Genomic DNA, 17,353 nt, shown 5'->3' with positions numbered 1-17,353 from the left:
CGGTTATTTCGTTTATTTTTTATAGATAAGTTCCAGGACATCACAGAGCTTTTTTGCAGTTTCGGAAACGGTTTGCATCCCGATGGTATCCTCTTCTGCCGGGTTCCACGTAATTCCGCCGAAGTGGGCATTATCGCCGACCACAATCATCCCGTGAATATGCATCCAGTCGTGGATGGCCTGAATGGTCTTTTCCTGTCCTCCGTTTCTTGAGCCTCCAACTGAGAGAGCTGCCCCGACTTTATTTTTGAGTGCAAAGTTTTTGCGGCGAAGCAGGACACTCCTGTCAAAAAGGGCTTTGAGCTGAGCAGGATAATTTCCCATATATACGGGAGCTGCAACAATTATACCGTCTGCAACTCTCATTTTTTCATAAATTTCTTCCATACTGTCATCAATCACACAGAAATCATTTTCTCTGCAAGCTCCGCACGCTTTGCAGGGGGCAACCTCCTCGTTTGAGATAAAAACGGTATCGGTTTCAAACCCCCTTTCTTTTGCAACTTCGAGAGCAGCTACAATCATTTTCTCACAGTTCTGGCCCTTTCGAGGGCTGCCTGAAATTCCTATAATTTTCATTGTAATCATTCCGGAATTCTTTTATATTAATTTGTCACTTATATTCAGTACTAATTGTTTTAAGTTACCTTACCTTTGCCGTAAAAATTATTTATATCTTCATATATTTTCGGGATAAATATTTACGTACTGATATATGTCTGCAACCCAAAATATATATTTTTGATTTTTATATATCTCTCTATGCATTTTACGTAAATTTATATATCAAGACCCAGCTAATTTAAACTACTCCAATTATATAGGAGGTTGGTCGATTGGTAACATTTTTAGAAAAGATTAGTGAAAGAGCAAAGAAACTTAACAAGACAATCGCTTTACCCGAAACTGAAGATATCAGAACCCTCCAGGCAGCTGCCAAGATCCTTGAAAGAGGTATTGCAAAAGTTGTCCTTGTTGGTAATGAGGCCGATATTAAGGCGCTCGCAGGAGATTTGGATCTCTCAAATGCAAGAATTGTAGATCCTAAAACCTATGAGAAAAGAGATGAATACATTAATACTTTCTACGAGTTAAGAAAGCACAAAGGCATCACACTCGAAAGTGCAGCCGAAATTATGAGCGATTACGTTTACTTCGCTGTTATGATGGCCAAACTCGGGGAAGTAGACGGAGTAGTATCAGGCGCTGCCCACTCTTCTTCAGACACCCTCAGACCTGCGGTCCAGATCGTGAAAACAGCAAAGGGCGCAGCTCTTGCATCCGCTTTCTTCATAATCTCTGTGCCTGACTGTGAATATGGGTCCGACGGTACATTCCTTTTCGCTGACTCGGGCATGGTTGAAATGCCAAGTGTAGAAGACGTTGCAAACATTGCAGTTATTTCCGCAAAGACCTTCGAATTGCTGGTCCAGGACGTTCCAAAGGTTGCAATGCTCTCCTACTCCACCAAGGGAAGCGCCAAGAGCCCGCTGACTGAGGCTACAATAGCCGCTACAAAGCGTGCACAGGAACTTGCTCCTGACATCGCAATCGACGGTGAACTCCAGGTAGACGCAGCAATTGTTCCGAAAGTTGCCGCTTCAAAGGCTCCCGGAAGCCCTGTTGCAGGAAAGGCTAATGTCTTTATCTTCCCTGACCTGAACTGCGGAAACATAGCATACAAGATTGCTCAGAGACTTGCCAAAGCTGAAGCCTATGGCCCTATCACCCAGGGACTGGCAAAGCCAATTAATGACCTTTCCAGGGGCTGCAGTGACGAAGATATTGTCGGTGCCGTTGCAATTACCTGTGTCCAGGCTGCAGCGCAGGACAAATAATCGGAAACGTTTCGGAAACGTTTCGGAAGCGTTTTATTAACTTTCATATATAGTATTATTCTATCCGGAAACTCTAAATGTGATTGGAAATCAATGGATTGAACTGGGGTTTACACATGAAAGTACTGGTTATAAACGCAGGGAGTTCGTCTCTCAAATATCAATTAATTGATATGAAGAATGAGTCCGCTCTTGCAGTAGGTCTTTGCGAGAGGATAGGCATTGACAACTCGATCATCACCCAGAAGAGGTTTGACGGCAAGAAGCTGGAAAAACAAACCGACCTCCCTACCCACAAGACTGCCCTTGAGGAAGTAGTCAAGGCTCTTACCGACTCTGAATTCGGTGTCATCAAAGGCATGGACGAAATCAATGCAGTCGGGCACAGGGTTGTTCACGGTGGGGAAAAGTTCACAACTTCGGCTTTGATCGACGAGGGTGTAGAAAAGGCAATCAAGGACTGCTTTGAACTGGCGCCTCTCCACAACCCTCCAAACATGATGGGAATTTCTGCCTGTCAGGAGATCATGCCCAGCACCCCGATGGTTGCCGTCTTTGATACAGCATTCCACCAGACAATGCCGGCATATGCCTACATGTATGCTCTCCCGTACGAACTGTACGAGAAGCATGGGGTCAGGAAATATGGCTTCCACGGTACTTCCCACAAGTACGTTGCCGAAAGAGCTGCCCTTATGCTCGGAAAGCCCGCAGAAGAAACCAAGATCATCACCTGCCACCTTGGAAACGGCTCAAGCATTGCGGCTGTAGAAGGAGGAAAATCTGTTGAAACCAGCATGGGCTTTACTCCTCTCGAAGGGCTCGCAATGGGTACCAGGTGCGGTTCGATTGACCCGGCAGTAGTTCCCTTCGTTATGGAAAAAGAAGGCCTGACAACCAGGGAAATCGATACTCTTATGAACAAGAAGTCAGGTGTGCTTGGAGTTTCCGGGCTCAGCAACGACTTCAGAGACCTCGATGAAGCAGCTTCCCAGGGTAACAGGAGAGCTGAACTTGCCCTTGAAATTTTTGCATACAAGGTCAAGAAGTTCATAGGTGAATATTCAGCTGTGCTCAACGGTGCAGATGCAGTTGTCTTTACAGCAGGCATAGGAGAAAACAGCGCAAGCATCAGGAAGAGAATCCTCTCCGGCCTGGATGGTATTGGCATAACGCTCGATGAGGAAAAGAACAAAATCAGAGGCCAGGAAATCGATATCAGCACTCCGGATGCAACAGTAAGGGTTTTTGTTATCCCGACCAATGAAGAACTTGCAATTGCAAGGGAAACAAAGGAAATCTGTGAGACCGAAGTGAAGTTACGCAGCTCAGTACCTATCTGATTGTAAAGGGAAACTTTCCTTTACCTTTTCCTTTTTTTATTCTGAGTTCCAACCACACTTTCTGAATATAAATCCACAATTATTCACCTGCCTTTTTTAGCATCTCTGTTTTTATATATAGCAGCATCCTGAGGGGTTTATATCCTTGTAAATATAGATTTTTCTTGATACGATTAAAATAATCTCCCTTCAAGCTAACCTCAAAAACTCTTCATACAGCTGGTATACATTGTACTATCAAATATTTTGAGCATAAACCTACAATTATAACTGCCCTGAAGATGTCATATGATTATGAAGCAGGTAGATCTCATCTCTCCTGAGCCCGGGACAGACAGGGCTACAGCAGCTGGAATTCTTGAGGGTGCCAGAGAAAAAGGTCAGCATACACTGGGCATTGAATCCTTCGGCATCCTGAAAGCTTATGGCATCTCTACAGTGAAAACCGCTTTTGTACAGACTGAAGAGGAAGCCATTAAAGCTGCAGAGGAGATAGGTTATCCTCTTGTACTGAAGGTCATCTCTCCGCAGATTTCCCATAAATCTGATGTCGGAGGGATCAGGCTCTCCCTGCAAAACGGAGATGAGGTGAGGGCTGCCTACCGGGAAATGATTGAAAGCATCCCGAAGAAAAGGCCGGATGCATTTCTTGAAGGTGTCCAGCTGCAGCAAATGCTCTCCGGAGGAAAAGAAGTAATTATCGGGATGATCCGTGATCCGACCTTTGGACCCATGTTGATGTTCGGGCTTGGCGGCGTTTATGTGGAAATCCTCAAGGACGTAAGGTTTGCCATTGCCCCGGTGAATGAAGATGAAGCCAGGGAGATGGTCACCGAAATCAAAACCTACCCTCTCCTTACCGGAGCCCGGGGCGCAAAGCCTTCGGATATTGATGCTCTGGTAGATACCATTTTAAGAGTTTCAAGGCTCGTCTGCGATTTTCCGGAAATCGAGGAATTTGAAATTAACCCCCTGATGGTTTTGGAAGAGGGAAAGGGAGCCCTGGCTGTGGACATGAGGCTTAAGTTGAAGAAAAATTAACACTTTGAAGGAAAAATTCTACTTTGAAATAAACTGGTAGTTTGAAGAAAAAAGGATGGAATTGATTACTTTTTTCAGGAGCAGTCTTTTTTCTCTTTATTTTCTTCTTAATCTCTCCATAACATGCCTGTTTTTCGGCTCTATTCATTTACCTGTATTTTCATCTGGCCTATTTGCCTGGTTCTTTGCCCCATTCATTTACTATTTCAGCCTATTCTCTGTCCCCTGCACGGCAGATCCTCTTATTTTTTAATATGCCATCTCAAATTAATTTTCGTTATCATCTGCCGGTGGTTTCAGAATTATGAGACGTCTCGGGTTCAGGTCAAACTAAAATTATAACATTTGTTTCGTACATAGTGAAGGTAGTAAATGAGGTGGTAGTATTACTCGGGAACGGAAAAGATTCATGCTGGCTGTGGGTATCCTGCTTCTTTCGAGCACTGTCGCCATCAACCTCCTGCTTGAAGACTCACCGGTGGTGATCCAGCTGGAAGGGGACACGTTCAAGGTTGTGGATATTCCGTATGTATATACTGTAAAAGAAGCGTATATTCTCCTTTTTTCCGGATTTTTGGGAGGGCTGGCGCTGGCTCAGGTTCTGCCGTCCCTGGGGGTTCAGAACTCTGTTTTTTCCGTAACGGACTCTGTGGCACAGGTAAAAGCTCTCAATATCACAGCAGAGGAAGCACCGGAGAAAATTTTAAAAGTCTCCCTTGAGAATGCCTCAGGCGAAGAATTCCAGCCTGCCAGGACTAACATTGACCCTACGGATGTTCTTTTGCGGGCCCTTGAAGGAGATGAAAGGAAAGCTGTTGAACTGATTGCAGCAAAAGGAGGAAGGATTCTCCAGAATGAACTTGTGAATTCCCTTGATTTTTCCAAAGCCAAGGTTTCCAGGGTCCTTATGAACCTGGAACGGCGGGGCATAATTACAAAGAAAAAGTACGGGCTTACCAACTGCATTTCGATTGCTGATGAGCTTAAGGATAGTACAGGGCCGAAGGGGGAAATGGAATGAAGAAGGGTACTCTGATCTCTATTTCAATTGCCTTATTTATCCTGGTTCTGGCGGTTTTATGGCAATATGGAAGCGGGACTGATGTGAAAATTGTTGATATGAATGCATCCACTATTGAGGTTAGGGAACCGGGGCAGCTTGACATAGTGCTTCAAAACAACGGTTCAAAACCTGTGGATGTGTGGCTTGAAGTTGAGAACACTTTTGTGGATAGTGACGGAGTGGCTTACCACAATTCAGGATTGATCATTCCCGGTGATTCCGAAGACCCGTGGGATGCCGAATTTGTTTCTCTTGAAAAACCGATTCATCTTATGCCTGGAAACAATTCGGCCAGCGTATGGATTGGGTATGCTCTTCCCGGAGAATACCCGGTAAAGGTGAAGGTTGTGGAGAATAGCAGGACTCTTGATGAAGGCACATATATGGTAGAGATTCCTGCTCCCGAAATTCCTGAAAATCTTTCCCTTAAGCTGGAATATGAAATGGAAAGCAAGAATTCTTCTGATGTTTACAGAATCTACGGTTACATTATCAACAAAGGATCAGGCTTTGAAGATAATGTCTCTACGAATCTGACAGTGATTGATGAGAAAACGGGGGAGATGGTGTTTACATCTTCCGAGATTTATGGTGTGAGAGAGTATGATAAGACTCCTCTCTGGACCTGGCCGGATTATCCCTATGCAGTTGTGGAAATAGCACATGGAGAGCCTTCCGGAGAATCCTATATGCCCGTTAAGAATGTGGTGATTGGTGGAAGCGATGATCGTTTCCGGATTAATGTAACTTCTACATGGCAGGGTAGGGCGGTTTCTGCTGAATTATTACTTCCTCCGGGAGAGGAGAGCAGGTGATGCGTATGATAAAGCGACGTGAACTTTTTAACAGCAGACATGCAAAACTTTTGCTCCTCTTGATTTTATTTTCCGGAATCTGTGCAGGTTGTCTTGGCCAGGACCCTCTCGAGGTTAGGGTGGAGAAACTGACCCGAAGTCTTGGGAACGAGGACATGAATGTAAGTTATGCTTCGGCTTATGCACTTATCGATATAGGGGAACCTTCGGTGGATTCTCTTATAAAGGCTTTAAAAGACGATGACCCGCAGGTGCGCAGCCTTGCTGCCTTTTCCCTTGGAAGGATAGGAGAACCAGGGTCTTCAAAAGCTCTTATTAAAGCTCTTGAAGACCCTGAGCCTGAAGTCCGTATGAATTCGGCTGAGGCCCTCGGAGAGCTGAAAGCTCAGGAAGCCACAGAACCGCTTATTAAGCTTCTTGATGACGATTACGATGAAGTGCGCAGTAAAACCGTATTTGCTCTGGGAACCATAGGAGACCCGAAAGCCGCTGCACCTCTTATAGAGCTGTTTGGCGACAGCGAACTCGGGGGTTCCGCGGCAAATGCCGTGGGGAACTTAGGGAATGAAGAGGCTGTAAAAATACTTCTTGAACTGCTGGATAGCAGGGACCCGGATATCCGTATAAACAGCGTTTGTGCCCTTGGGCAGATCCAGGATCCTTATTCTGTTCCCTACCTGATTGAAATGCTGGATGATAGGGTTCCGGAGGTTAGAGGGGAAGCTGCTCGTGCTCTGGGTTACTTTAAAGAACCTGAAGAAATTGCCCGGACAGAACAGCCTCTTATCGATGCTCTCGAAGACGATGAGTTTGAAGTACAGAAAGCTGCTGCCTACTCCCTTGGAGATATTGGAAGTAAAGAAGCCATACCCTTCATTGCAACATTCCTTCAAGCTGAAGATCCGGCTCTCCACCGTGTTGCTATCTATGCCCTGGGAAGATATAAAGATCCTGAAGCAGCAGCCGCTCTTATTGACGCCCTTGATGATGAGAGCTGGCATGTAAGAGTGGAAATTGTTCATTTACTTTCCGAAATTGGAGACCTTCAAGCAGTTGATCCCTTTATTTCTTTACTTGGAGATGAACATCATGAAATGAGGCAAAGTGCTGCAGGGGGTCTTGGAAGACTTGGGGATAAAAGAGCCGTTAAACCTCTCCTTAAAGCTCTTGAGACCGAAAGGGACCGGGATGTCCGGAATGCTGAAGTCCGGGCTCTTGGGGAACTTGGAGGACCTGAAGCTGCCGAAGGTTTGCGCCGGATCAGCACGGATATGGAAGAATATGGATACGTGAGGACTGCTGCAGAGGAAGCACTCGGAAAAATCGAGGGAGGTGAGGAGGCGAATGTCTCCTCTACTTCTTGATTTGATTGTTTGGATTCTGAAAATATGAATAACACGAAGCAAGTTTCGGAGCGAAATCATTTCTAGATAAAATCAATCCCAAAAATACCTCAAATACACATCAAATACACATCAAATACCACTGAATATAAAGAAACAGGCAAACAGTTTCCTTACTTCACGTTTATATTAGTCTAGCAATATTTCCAAAAGTTTGGGGTTCTGGAGAGATAACTTAAAAATTCCAGGTTTTTGATCGTTAGCAGTCAACTGTTAGCGGAAGCCATGCTAGATATTTGAAAATCCCAACAAAATCTGAAATGTTTTGTAAATAATACGGAGGAATGAACAAAATGAAGAAATATATAGCAGTTTCACTGGCTGCTCTTGCTGTCTTAATTGCAGTTGCATCAGGAACCGCAAGTGCAGCAGATAATGTTAGCAATGGGACCACTATTTGTAACGTTGTCGGCGCTGATTTTGAATTAGATAGCTGGTCAAATGAACAGTATCCGGTAATCAATTTATTTGGAGAAGAATATGTCCTGCTGTTCTCCAAGGATGATGATATCCGGGACTCTCACGTGAATAAGCTTGCCAGTTTGGTTCTTGACAGTAATGAAACGAACACTCTCAAACCCGGCGAAAATGTCGACCTTGGCAATGGTTACGCTCTCGAGGTCAGGGAGATCGATATTGATGGTGAGAATGTCTGGCTTGAACTCACCAGGGGCGGACAACATGTTGCAAATAAAACGGTCTCAATCGATACTGATGAAAACCAGACATGGACTGTTACCCTTGACAATGTTCAGGGTGAAAACAATGTTGTTGTCATGAAAGTCCATGTCAAACAGTTATTCGTGGGTGCAGAAATCAGCATAGTCCAGATTGACGGGATCTGGCTTATTGACTATGCAAATGCCAGAACCCTCAATATCGGAGATAAATTCGGAGAGTTTACACTTGAACAAATCCTCAGCGGAGTAGACGAATCTAACCTCGGAGGTCTTGTTTTCAAGAATGCTTCAGTTGCTGATAATGCTTCAGTTGCTGATAATGCTTCAGTTGCTGATTTCTCTGCATCCCCCTCTCCGGAAAAGGGACTGGTTAAGTTCACTGACAAAAGTACAGTATCGCCCATTTCATGGTACCGGAACTTTTGGAGATCCATCACTATGAAAAACAAATGAACATTTTAATTGTAAGGGTTGCAGATGTTCGGGCTCTGGGAGATCTGTGAGGGCCTGAAGCTCCAGAATAAGTCGGGAAATAAGAGAAGGAATAAGAATAAGGAGATTATAATGCTTTTGAGTTCTTTGGTTTTTGAGTTATTTGCTTCAGGGAACTGGAAAGGAGGTCGAAAGGTTTGGAGATAACTGAGGATTTAGTTCCCGTACCTGTCCTGTCGCTGCCGGACGAGGTGTCTCTGCTTGCAAGGACTCTTTCAAGGACCCTTCCTATGCAAATCCTTAAACAGCTTCAGAAAAAACAGATGTCTGCAGGCGAACTTGCATCAGAACTTGGGCTCCGCCTGAATACGCTGACATACAACCTTGCCGTGCTGGAAAAGGTTGGCCTGATAAAGGTCAGGCAGGTAAAATGGAGTTGTAAAGGCCGTGAAGTTAAAATCTATGCCCCGGCGGAGCAGCCAGTTTTGCTGGTGCCCCGGGCAAATAGAGATAGAGACCCTTTAGTCCTGGATAGTCTGGAAAAAACTCTGGAAAACTGCCGGGCAAATCTTTTTGGCCAGGCAGTTGCCCTTTCGGAGGGCTCAGGAATAAATGATGAGTGCGTATCCTCCGACAAAAAGCACAATGATCAGGAAGCTCTCCCAGCCTATACCCGCTATGCCGTGCTTTTCCCTGTCAAGGAGGCCCATGACCAGGATTGAAACTTGCATCAGGGTCATGGCGATTATGAACATCTGGCTCCTGGCAAGCACATGGTATATGGAGCCGTTTAGATAGGCGATATCCGAAAAAGCCACACAGAGCGCATCAAAGGTATTCCCTCCTACGATATTGCTCACTGCCAGGGTCAGGGCCCCCTGCCTGACTGCCGTAAGAGTAACAATGAGTTCGGGAAGCGCGGTGGCTACTCCGGTAAAAAGCCCTCCTACAATGGTCTCGGAAAGCTTTGTTTCTGCAGCAATTACTATTCCGGTCTCTGCCACCACATATCCCGAAAAGGCTACAATTGCTGCCAGTATAAAAAACTTTATTGCAACGCTTTTTTTGTTCAGGTTCTCATCTTCCACATACAGAACCAGGTCTTCAACTGTTGATGCCGTACTTTTCGGAATCCACATGGCTCTCCTCTTTGCTTTCCAGATCATACGTACTCCAGCAGCATACCCGAGTATCATGAGAATAGAAGCGGGATTGGTCCCCATTACCGAAAATTCAGGAGAAAACGTTACCAGAAAAATAAAGGAAAGCATGATTATGAGAAGAGTGCCGTGCATCAGGTTGGTATAGGAGGCAGCTGCATGCTCAAGATTTGCTTTTTTGTAGCTGATGTCGGCAAGAGCAAGAAAAGTTGTCTGGGCAAGGATGCCCCCAAGTGCATTGCTGACCGCAAGCTCGGGGTGGTTCTGATAGGCAGCCGTGATTGAGGTTATAGTTCCTGCAAGGGAATTAATGCTCCCTATGAGCACTCCTCCTACCACAGCTTCCCCAAATCCCGTAAGGTCTGCAAACTGGTCTGCGGTTCTACTGAGCCGGATTCCTGCAATACCTATTACGGCAGTAAAGATAACAAAGAGAATTATTGCAGCAGACAGCTCCATTCCTTTTTCCTTCTCCGCATTTCAAAAGAGCCTTAAAATGTAGATCCTGGTAAATAACAGAACTTTAAAATCGATGGCTGTAGGGTTTTTGCAACTCCGCTTATTCCTAAAAACAAAAAAGAAATTTTATGGAAGATTTTTTTAATTCACTTTTCATGGATTTTTTATCCAATTTTTGGGTAAAGATCCATGCTGATGTTTTACGATTATAATTCAGGCCTTACTTCTCCAAACCTTCTTAAACTTCCCCAAACCTTTTTAATCCTCTACCAGCTCTATTGCGTCGGTAGGGCAGACCTGTATGCACTGCTCGCACTCTATGCAGTCCTCAGGACGTGCCACTACTGCTCTTTTTCCTTCTTCTGTCTCTTTCGTATCAAACACGTCCACAGGGCAGACATCATAGCATTCGAGTGAGCCTACACATTTGTCGTAGTCAATTCTGGGATACACTCTTTTCACCACCTTTTTGGGATTTGAACTCAGCCCTCAACAAGTTCGATAGCTTCTACAGGACAGGCTTCAACGCACTGCTCGCACTCTATGCAATTTTCCTTGCTGGCTACTACTGCCTTTTTTACTTCATCTATCATTTCAATATCAAAAACTTCCGCAGGACAAACTTCATAGCAAGCAAGAGCTCCGGTACATTTGTTATAATCAATTACTGGATACATCTTTCCTCCATCTTATCAGTCCCTGAAATAAGGCATTTCAACTTCCATTGCTGGCGTTAACCTTATTACTCTTCAGTTTTTCACTGAATTTTGATATCCACTGTTTCTACGGCTTCCCTATAAGGTACTGTCACATACAGTTTGCCGTTAAGATACTTTGCAACAGCTTTCTCAGGGACAATCCCGCAGCAGAATGCGTAAGTTCCGGCGTATTCAACTCCGGTCTCTTCTCTTTTTGCTCTTATGAAAAAGCCGTCCTCAACCATCTTCAATTCGATGCTCTCTTTCTTGACTCCCGGCAGATCAATTTCGATGTCCAGGTTTCCCTGGTCATCTGAACATGAAAACACATCCGGTGACATTTTCACCATTGACATACTCCCCCCTCCTGATGTATTATATAAAAAGTCCAAATAATAATAGCTGGATCGTTTTATTTATAATTTATGAATTAAAAAATGGCACCTCAGTTTCCTGAAGCCCAATTCTTAATTATTTCTCCGAGGGCCGTTTTCCCTGGCTATTTTCCCTGACTGGATATTCGTAAGTTTCTGCCTTTTTTACTGCCACAGATCCCTGTTTTTATCTATAAAAGCCCTCTGAACTTCTATTTTCGAAGCCGTGTAAATCAGCGCTGCAGGGTGGTAGAGTTTCAGGATCATTCTTCCTTCGTGTTCTACAGGGACCCCCCATTCCAGTTTTCTTTCGGGGCAGTAGGACTTCTCAGCTGTGTTGCCGAGGAGAATTATGATCTCGGGGTCAAGCAGGGTTATCTGGGCAGCAAGGAAGGGTTTGCAGCATTCTATTTCACTCGCCGTTGGGTTTCTGTTTTCCGGAGGGCGGCATTTGACAGTATTTACCACCGTCCAGTCCGTTTCAGTAAGCCCCATGTATTCTATCATTTTATCCAGCTTTTTTCCTGCCCTTCCGCAGAATGGAATCCCTGTTTCATTCTCGTTTTTTCCCGGTGCCTCTCCTATGAAGAGTACTTTCGGATTGCAGGACCCCTTTCCTATTACTCTTTTGATTGCATTTTTATGGAGCTGGCATCGTGTACAGGCGGTTATTTCCCTGCCAATAGCGGCATACCCGGCTTCCACCAGTTTTCGAACTCTCTCTTCAAAATTCCCACAGTCTTCTTCCTCTGCTGCCATAACTTGGTCTCCTTCGTTTTTTCCTGTTATCCTGAGAGTACAGCTTTTTCCTGAAACCGGTACTTAATCAATATCTTTTTTCTTCCGGTGTTAGCTGCCTTTTCCTCTGGTAATAATTGTTTTTTTCTCTTGAATTAATTGCCTTTTTTCTTGTTTTTCATATAAAAATAGTAATACATCTCTTGAGGCCCATCTCTTGAGACACATCTCTTGAGGCGTGAACGGGAACAAACTTATTTATGGAAAAAATTCCATGACAAAGATAACCAATACTGAATGAATAAAATTTTCTACAATATTATATTTTAAGTTTTATTCTCCTATCTATATAAAATTTTGTTTACAAAGGTGTGCTGAGGGTAATGACTTCCAGAAACTTTCTTACGATCGATGATTTTGACATAAGCGGAAAGACGATTCTTGTAAGGGTCGACATGAACTCTCCTATGGACACCCAGGGCCACATTCTGGATGATATGAGGATCCGGAGCCATATTGCGACCTTGAAAGACCTTGAAAGTGCAAAAGTTGTTCTGCTTGCGCACCAGAGCAGGCCCGGAAAAAAAGATTTCACTACGATGAAACCTCACGCTCACCTGCTGTCCAGGTATCTTGGCAGGCAAGTTACTTACGTGGATGACATTTTCGGGACATTTGCAAAAACCCAGATTGCCTCTATGGAAAATGGGGACGTTATCATGCTCGAAAACGTCCGGTTTTATTCGGAAGAAAGTCTTGAAAGAACGACCGCAGAACAGGCCAATACCTATATGGTTAAAAAACTGTCACCTTTTGTCGATATTTTCCTGAATGATGCATTTGCAGTATCCCACAGGTCCCATCTCTCTGTTGTCGGATTTACCGAGGTCCTTCCATCGGGAGCTGGCAGAGTAATGGAAAAAGAGCTTACGTCTCTGGACAGAGGGGTCAAAGGAGGGGAACGGCCAAGCATTTTCGTGCTGGGTGGGGCAAAGGTGGACGACTCCCTTAGAGTGACTGAAAACGTCCTCACAAATGGAGGGGCTGACAGAGTGCTTCTTACCGGAGTGGTTGCAAATGTTGGTCTGGCTGCCTCGGGAGTAAACATCGGAAAAGCAAATATGGATTTCATCAAATCTCAGGGCTATGAAGACCAGATTGAAAAGGCGAGAGGCTTGCTTGCGAAGTTCGAAGACCGGATTGGCCTTCCGAAGGATGTAGCCTTAAACGACGACAAGAAACGCGTCGAAGTTCATATCTCTGAGCTTAACTCCAATTCTCTGCCTATTAACGATATAGGGCTCGAAACTATTGTGGAGTTCACAAATGAAATTCAGAACGCCAAAACCGTTGTCTTAAATGGCCCTGCAGGAGTTTCCGAGGTCGATGCTTTTGCCCTTGGGACCCATGAAATTATAAAAGCTGCTGTTAAATCCGATTTCTCAATCATTGGTGGCGGACACATCTCGGTTGAGGTTTCACACCTTGGTCTGGAACACCGCTTCTCACATATCAGCACAGGTGGAGGAGCCTGTATTGATTACCTTGCGGGGGAAAAGCTGCCCGGAGTCGAGGCTCTGAAGGCTGCCTACAATAAATATCAGGAAGCTAAAAATCTTTAAGGTTTTGTTTCCTGCGAGTTCCGGCAGTAAGAAAGGATTTTTGTCTGTCATTTTCTGCCGGGATTTTCTGATTTTTCTTTTCATTAATTATTTTCCAATCTTTTTTTATTTTTCCATCTTTTTTCAATTTCTTTTTCCAGTCTTTTTTTCATCTTTTTTCAATTTCTTTTCCAATCCTTTTTTCATTCTCTTTCCCTTTTCAAGACTTCATACAGTACCGGAAATGTACTTTAACCAGCTTCAATAACATATTGTTATACCAGCTTCCATACATACCATCATACTAACCAGTGGTTGAGAGTACTGGCTGATATTCACAGTTTAATTGGCTGGTATTTACAGCTTAAACGCATAATTAACAGGTTAAACGCAGTTTACAGGTGTTGGTTCAAGCATGCTTACAGAAACAGAAGGTAGGGCCGCAGTCAAGCTTGCAAGAAAAACAATTGAAACATTTTTATCGGAGGGCAGGCTTCCCGGGCCGCAGGAGTCAGGCATTGATCTTTCTCCGGTCTTTGGGGAGAATAGGGGCGTTTTTGTCACACTGACGGAAGATGGGCTTTTAAGGGGCTGTATAGGCCATCCTTATCCTGACTCAAGCCTTAAGGAAGCAATTCTGGACTCCGCAGTCTCTGCGGCAACCCGGGACCCGCGCTTTCCCCCGGTAGAGAAGGAGGAGCTGGACAGCATAGTCGTTGAGGTTACGATACTGACTCAACCTGAAAAGATCAATGTAGCTCCAAAGGACCTCCCGGATAATGTGGAGATCGGCAAGCACGGGCTCATCGTGAAACAGGGCTACTATCAGGGGCTGCTGCTTCCTCAGGTCGCTCCTGAGAACAATATGGATCCTATCGACTTCCTGAGCCATACCTGTATGAAAGCCGGCCTTTCTCCGGATGCCTGGGTTAAAGGAGCAGAGGTATATCGTTTCGAGGGGCAGATCTTCAAGGAAACGGAGCCAGGAGGCGAAGTCATAGAGGAGAAGTTTTGAGGCTTCTGAGAGCCTCTTCATTTTTGAGACCCAGAAGAGGCTGGGTGTCCACCGTTATTTACCACTCATTTTCATATTTTCTTTATCACGTCCGAGTAAAACGATTTCAACATCGTTTTATATTGTAAGATCTTTTTTATTTTTTGGATATAACTTACTTTTAAGTTAAGTTGAGCAAACATGAATACCTGTAACCTGCAGAAAAATTCGTTTCCGGAATGTTCCGGTAATATTAATCCTGAGCTCTATGTTCTCTCTCTGTCCAGGTTCTGCGAAGACCTGGGGTCCGGGATGCTGGTTGCTCTGATTCCTTTATATATCTCTGACCTTGGGGTATCCTTTTTTTCCGGGCTTCCCCTTGTTGCCAGGGCAGGGCTTGTAATGACGGTTTTCGGGCTTTTCAGCGCCCTTACGCAGCCCCTTATGGGCAGGCTCTCGGACAGGCTTAACTGCAGGAGGCCTTTCATCCTCTTCGGGCTGATAGGGTATACCTTCTTTTCTTTCTTTTACTCGCAGGTAACAAGCTATGAGCAATTGCTCTTTATCCGGCTGCTACAGGGGATTACCGTAGGGGCGACCATACCTGCGGTTATCGCAATGGTTACGCATATCTCGACCTCTGAGACCAGGGGAAAAGCCGTAGGAGTCTATACAACCATCAGAGGGGTCGGCTTCGGGTTCGGGCCTGTTGTTGGGGGAGCAATAGCCAGATACTGGGGTTTTGATGCCGGATTTTACTCCTGTGCCCTGCTTGGATTGGTAAGCCTGGTTCTTGTGACCTTTTTCGTAAAAGAAACCAGAGGCTCTCCTGAACCGGTTTCCGAAAACAAAAGCGGCAAAAAAAGCTATGCTTCAGTTTATTCCCTTGCAGGCGCCATGCTAATGATGATGGTTGGGATAATGATGGTAGTTGCCCTTATCCCTGAATACGAGATCAGGCTCGAAGCATCCGAGCTTTCCCTGGGAGTTGCGGTTTCAGCCTACATTTTCGCAAGGCTGCTTTTCCAGGCTCCCCTCGGCAGCCTCTCGGATAGGATTGGCAGGAAAAAACTGATAGTTGGCGGCCTTTTCCTGAGTGTCCCGCTGGTTGTCGGGATGGGCTATATCACAAGCATAAACCAGCTCATCTTTTTCCGGGCTTTTCAGGGGCTGCTTGTAGCTTCAATAGACACGCCTGCAATGGCGCTTGCAGCCGATCTCTCGGACGGCTCTTCTTTAAGCTCAAGGCTCAGCATCATAACAACTGCCCAGGCAGCAGGAATGGCTTTCGGCCCTATCTTCGGAGGCTTCCTTGCAGGATATGTGACTTTTGTAACACCCTTTTACGCCTGCGCCCTGCTTATGCTCCTGGCTGGCTTTTTGGTAATCAAAAAAGTAGAAGAGCCTGCAAAAGAACCTGTAAAAGAAGGACACCCCGGATAAAAATCCGGGGTTATTTAAATAAATGTTTGAATAAAGTTTTAGAAACAGTTTGACACAGTTTGACACAGTTTTAAAAAAGGCTGATTCTTAACTTATGGATGATTCTTAATTTTTCGTTTTTATGGAACCTGCAGGCTTATATGAATCGAGTTGTATGCATCAGTCCGTCTGCAGGTTCTTTCTAAGAGACAGTTTTGAAAGATGGAGGTTACCTTTTTTAGTTTTTCAGGCTAACTTCAGGATATGGCAGCTCTGAACAGAATCCGTTTTACCGGTTTATTCAATCTGAGGTTTATTCAATCTGAATTCTTCTTCCGGTCACGGGTTTTGTTTTTGGCAGGGTAACTGTTAAGACGCCGTTTTTGAGCTGAGCAGTTGCCCCTTCTTCGGTTACGCCTTCCGGAAGAGGAATTTCACGGTAGTAGCGCATGAAAGACCGCTCTTTTCTGAGGTAGCCTTCTTTTTCGGTTTCCTCTTCTTTTCCTTTCGCTGCACTGATTACAAGGAAATTGTCCCTCAGGCTCAGCTCGACATTTTCTCTGTCAGTGCCCGGCAGGTCTGTTGTAACAATTACCCTGTTCTCTTCTTCTGCCACATCGGTCAGTGGGGATAAGGTCTCGCTTACGTACCTATTTTCCAGTGCAGGAAAAGTTCTTAACATCTGTTCCATATGTTCCTGCATTCTTCTTATCTCATCAAACGGGTCCCAGCTGTACACGTCACGGGATGGTCTCTTTACTGGCAGTTTCATGTACAAATTCCTCCTTACTTGACTCCAGGTTATCTTCAGATCCCAGTTCTGCTGGTCTCTTTTCAGATTTCCCTGTTTTGTGTATTTCTTATTTAATATCTTATTTCAGTTGGCTGATGACCTTCAGCTTGATCTGTAAGTGGTTCTGGAGGTGTTGAACAGTTCCTATCCTTTCTTCGCAGGAAGCTGCCTGAAAGACGTGGAAACCCTGCCAGGGGTGGAAATTTGAGAGTGGAGTTTTTGTTTTGTTCGCTCTGTCCATGTCTCTCAGGATAGATGAGAGTTTCAGGTTCTCATCCTCTTTCTCGCGAAGGGAATAAATCCGTTTTTAAAGGTGATACAGGTTCACCTTTTGTCTGTTCTCAGGTCTCTGTTTACAGGTCTTTGAGAGGGTAACTGATGGTCTTGTCCTACAGTTAATATGTTGAAGTTACTGTAGGGTGGGTATTATTACTCAGTTACTATCCTGTAGTTAGTACTCATTATATTTATACTTTATGTCATCTCGGGCTTTGCCTAT

19 protein-coding genes are annotated in these 17,353 nt (G+C 44.7%); 11 read left to right on the top strand and 8 right to left on the bottom strand.

All coding sequences use genetic code 11. The annotated features are described in order from the left end of the window. Nucleotides 1-12: 12 nt before the first annotated feature. Complete coding sequence (locus EO95_RS04235; protein WP_048132478.1) at nucleotides 13-579, bottom strand: flavodoxin family protein; 567 nt, start codon at nucleotides 577-579, stop codon at nucleotides 13-15. A 257-nt stretch (nucleotides 580-836) separates the two neighbouring features. On the opposite strand from EO95_RS04235, the gene pta reads away from it, so the two are divergent. The 8 genes from pta (at nucleotide 837) to EO95_RS16960 (ending at nucleotide 9,337) form a co-directional block, all read left to right on the top strand. Then, entirely contained in the window at nucleotides 837-1,838 is a 1,002-nt protein-coding gene (pta, locus tag EO95_RS04230; protein ID WP_048132476.1) for a phosphate acetyltransferase, read from the top strand. A gap of 116 nt (nucleotides 1,839-1,954) precedes the next feature. Then, nucleotides 1,955-3,181, top strand: a complete 1,227-nt coding sequence (locus EO95_RS04225; RefSeq protein ID WP_048132474.1) for an acetate kinase — start codon at nucleotides 1,955-1,957, stop codon at nucleotides 3,179-3,181. Nucleotides 3,182-3,475: 294 nt separating this feature from the next. Then, nucleotides 3,476-4,222, top strand: a complete 747-nt coding sequence (locus EO95_RS04220) for an acetate--CoA ligase family protein (protein WP_235282853.1) — start codon at nucleotides 3,476-3,478, stop codon at nucleotides 4,220-4,222. A 409-nt stretch (nucleotides 4,223-4,631) separates the two neighbouring features. After that, a complete protein-coding gene (locus EO95_RS04215) occupies nucleotides 4,632-5,243 on the top strand; it encodes a MarR family transcriptional regulator (RefSeq protein ID WP_048132470.1) in 612 nt (203 codons plus the stop codon). Next, nucleotides 5,240-6,100 (top strand): hypothetical protein, encoded by an 861-nt coding sequence (locus tag EO95_RS04210; protein WP_156163974.1) that lies wholly within the window; start codon nucleotides 5,240-5,242, stop codon nucleotides 6,098-6,100. Before EO95_RS04215 ends, EO95_RS04210 begins: the two co-directional genes overlap by 4 nt. A 5-nt stretch (nucleotides 6,101-6,105) precedes the next feature. Continuing rightward, on the top strand, nucleotides 6,106-7,464 hold the full coding sequence (locus EO95_RS04205; RefSeq protein ID WP_048132468.1) for a HEAT repeat domain-containing protein: 1,359 nt from the start codon (nucleotides 6,106-6,108) through the stop codon (nucleotides 7,462-7,464). 332 nt (nucleotides 7,465-7,796) lie between these two features. After that, on the top strand, nucleotides 7,797-8,636 hold the full coding sequence (locus EO95_RS04200; protein WP_048132508.1) for an S-layer protein domain-containing protein: 840 nt from the start codon (nucleotides 7,797-7,799) through the stop codon (nucleotides 8,634-8,636). Nucleotides 8,637-8,812: 176 nt separating this feature from the next. Beyond that, nucleotides 8,813-9,337, top strand: coding sequence for a transcriptional regulator (locus EO95_RS16960; RefSeq protein WP_082105920.1), 525 nt, complete (start codon nucleotides 8,813-8,815; stop codon nucleotides 9,335-9,337). Here the strand turns inward: EO95_RS16960 and EO95_RS04190 are convergent. The 5 genes from EO95_RS04190 to EO95_RS04170 all read right to left on the bottom strand — a co-directional run bounded on the left by EO95_RS04190 (nucleotide 9,218) and on the right by EO95_RS04170 (nucleotide 12,065). Then, nucleotides 9,218-10,234 (bottom strand): sodium:calcium antiporter, encoded by a 1,017-nt coding sequence (locus tag EO95_RS04190; protein ID WP_048132466.1) that lies wholly within the window; start codon nucleotides 10,232-10,234, stop codon nucleotides 9,218-9,220. The genes EO95_RS16960 and EO95_RS04190 overlap by 120 nt on opposite strands. 258 nt (nucleotides 10,235-10,492) lie before the next feature. Beyond that, nucleotides 10,493-10,687 (bottom strand): ferredoxin family protein, encoded by a 195-nt coding sequence (locus EO95_RS04185; protein ID WP_048132465.1) that lies wholly within the window; start codon nucleotides 10,685-10,687, stop codon nucleotides 10,493-10,495. 29 nt (nucleotides 10,688-10,716) lie between these two features. Further along, nucleotides 10,717-10,911, bottom strand: coding sequence for a ferredoxin family protein (locus EO95_RS04180; protein WP_048132463.1), 195 nt, complete (start codon nucleotides 10,909-10,911; stop codon nucleotides 10,717-10,719). A gap of 80 nt (nucleotides 10,912-10,991) precedes the next feature. Further along, nucleotides 10,992-11,288, bottom strand: coding sequence for an Hsp20/alpha crystallin family protein (locus tag EO95_RS04175; protein ID WP_048132462.1), 297 nt, complete (start codon nucleotides 11,286-11,288; stop codon nucleotides 10,992-10,994). Nucleotides 11,289-11,471: 183 nt separating this feature from the next. Then, nucleotides 11,472-12,065 (bottom strand): uracil-DNA glycosylase family protein, encoded by a 594-nt coding sequence (locus EO95_RS04170; protein ID WP_048132460.1) that lies wholly within the window; start codon nucleotides 12,063-12,065, stop codon nucleotides 11,472-11,474. A 350-nt stretch (nucleotides 12,066-12,415) separates the two neighbouring features. Between EO95_RS04170 and EO95_RS04165 the strand changes: the two genes are divergently transcribed. The 3 genes from EO95_RS04165 (at nucleotide 12,416) to EO95_RS04155 (ending at nucleotide 16,082) form a co-directional block, all read left to right on the top strand. Further along, nucleotides 12,416-13,666: a phosphoglycerate kinase gene (locus EO95_RS04165; RefSeq protein WP_048132459.1), complete on the top strand. Its 1,251-nt coding sequence runs from the start codon at nucleotides 12,416-12,418 to the stop codon at nucleotides 13,664-13,666. 394 nt (nucleotides 13,667-14,060) lie between these two features. Continuing rightward, the gene (locus tag EO95_RS04160; RefSeq protein WP_048132457.1) at nucleotides 14,061-14,660 is read left to right on the top strand and encodes a TIGR00296 family protein; all 600 of its coding nucleotides are present in this window, start codon (nucleotides 14,061-14,063) and stop codon (nucleotides 14,658-14,660) included. A gap of 180 nt (nucleotides 14,661-14,840) precedes the next feature. After that, a complete protein-coding gene (locus EO95_RS04155) occupies nucleotides 14,841-16,082 on the top strand; it encodes an MFS transporter (protein ID WP_048132455.1) in 1,242 nt (413 codons plus the stop codon). 292 nt (nucleotides 16,083-16,374) lie between these two features. Here EO95_RS04155 and EO95_RS04150 read toward each other — a convergent pair whose 3' ends face one another. After that, the gene (locus EO95_RS04150; RefSeq protein WP_048132452.1) at nucleotides 16,375-16,833 is read right to left on the bottom strand and encodes an Hsp20/alpha crystallin family protein; all 459 of its coding nucleotides are present in this window, start codon (nucleotides 16,831-16,833) and stop codon (nucleotides 16,375-16,377) included. A 100-nt stretch (nucleotides 16,834-16,933) separates the two neighbouring features. Continuing rightward, the gene (locus EO95_RS17450) at nucleotides 16,934-17,095 is read right to left on the bottom strand and encodes a hypothetical protein (RefSeq protein WP_156161070.1); all 162 of its coding nucleotides are present in this window, start codon (nucleotides 17,093-17,095) and stop codon (nucleotides 16,934-16,936) included. Between the last annotated feature and the right edge of the window lie 258 nt (nucleotides 17,096-17,353).

The organism is Methanosarcina sp. 1.H.T.1A.1 (assembly GCF_000979295.1).
Taxonomy (GTDB): Archaea; Halobacteriota; Methanosarcinia; order Methanosarcinales; family Methanosarcinaceae; genus Methanosarcina.
Note: the sequence above shows the minus strand (reverse complement) of the source record. Positions and strands in the feature narration are given on the sequence as shown.

What these genes read in the sequence shown, in the direction of transcription:
- EO95_RS04225 (WP_048132474.1), top strand. Translation starts at nt 1,955, where the DNA reads ATGAAAGTACTGGTTATAAACGCAGGGAGTTCGTCTCTCAAATATCAA.
- EO95_RS04180 (WP_048132463.1), bottom strand. Translation starts at nt 10,911, where the DNA reads ATGTATCCAGTAATTGATTATAACAAATGTACCGGAGCTCTTGCTTGC.
- EO95_RS04200 (WP_048132508.1), top strand. Translation starts at nt 7,797, where the DNA reads ATGAAGAAATATATAGCAGTTTCACTGGCTGCTCTTGCTGTCTTAATT.
- EO95_RS04155 (WP_048132455.1), top strand. Translation starts at nt 14,841, where the DNA reads ATGAATACCTGTAACCTGCAGAAAAATTCGTTTCCGGAATGTTCCGGT.
- EO95_RS04215 (WP_048132470.1), top strand. Translation starts at nt 4,632, where the DNA reads ATGCTGGCTGTGGGTATCCTGCTTCTTTCGAGCACTGTCGCCATCAAC.
- EO95_RS04190 (WP_048132466.1), bottom strand. Translation starts at nt 10,234, where the DNA reads ATGGAGCTGTCTGCTGCAATAATTCTCTTTGTTATCTTTACTGCCGTA.
- EO95_RS04205 (WP_048132468.1), top strand. Translation starts at nt 6,106, where the DNA reads ATGATAAAGCGACGTGAACTTTTTAACAGCAGACATGCAAAACTTTTG.
- EO95_RS04160 (WP_048132457.1), top strand. Translation starts at nt 14,061, where the DNA reads ATGCTTACAGAAACAGAAGGTAGGGCCGCAGTCAAGCTTGCAAGAAAA.
- EO95_RS04235 (WP_048132478.1), bottom strand. Translation starts at nt 579, where the DNA reads ATGAAAATTATAGGAATTTCAGGCAGCCCTCGAAAGGGCCAGAACTGT.
- EO95_RS17450 (WP_156161070.1), bottom strand. Translation starts at nt 17,095, where the DNA reads ATGGACAGAGCGAACAAAACAAAAACTCCACTCTCAAATTTCCACCCC.
- EO95_RS04210 (WP_156163974.1), top strand. Translation starts at nt 5,240, where the DNA reads ATGAAGAAGGGTACTCTGATCTCTATTTCAATTGCCTTATTTATCCTG.
- EO95_RS04220 (WP_235282853.1), top strand. Translation starts at nt 3,476, where the DNA reads ATGAAGCAGGTAGATCTCATCTCTCCTGAGCCCGGGACAGACAGGGCT.
- EO95_RS04170 (WP_048132460.1), bottom strand. Translation starts at nt 12,065, where the DNA reads ATGGCAGCAGAGGAAGAAGACTGTGGGAATTTTGAAGAGAGAGTTCGA.
- EO95_RS04175 (WP_048132462.1), bottom strand. Translation starts at nt 11,288, where the DNA reads ATGTCAATGGTGAAAATGTCACCGGATGTGTTTTCATGTTCAGATGAC.
- EO95_RS04150 (WP_048132452.1), bottom strand. Translation starts at nt 16,833, where the DNA reads ATGAAACTGCCAGTAAAGAGACCATCCCGTGACGTGTACAGCTGGGAC.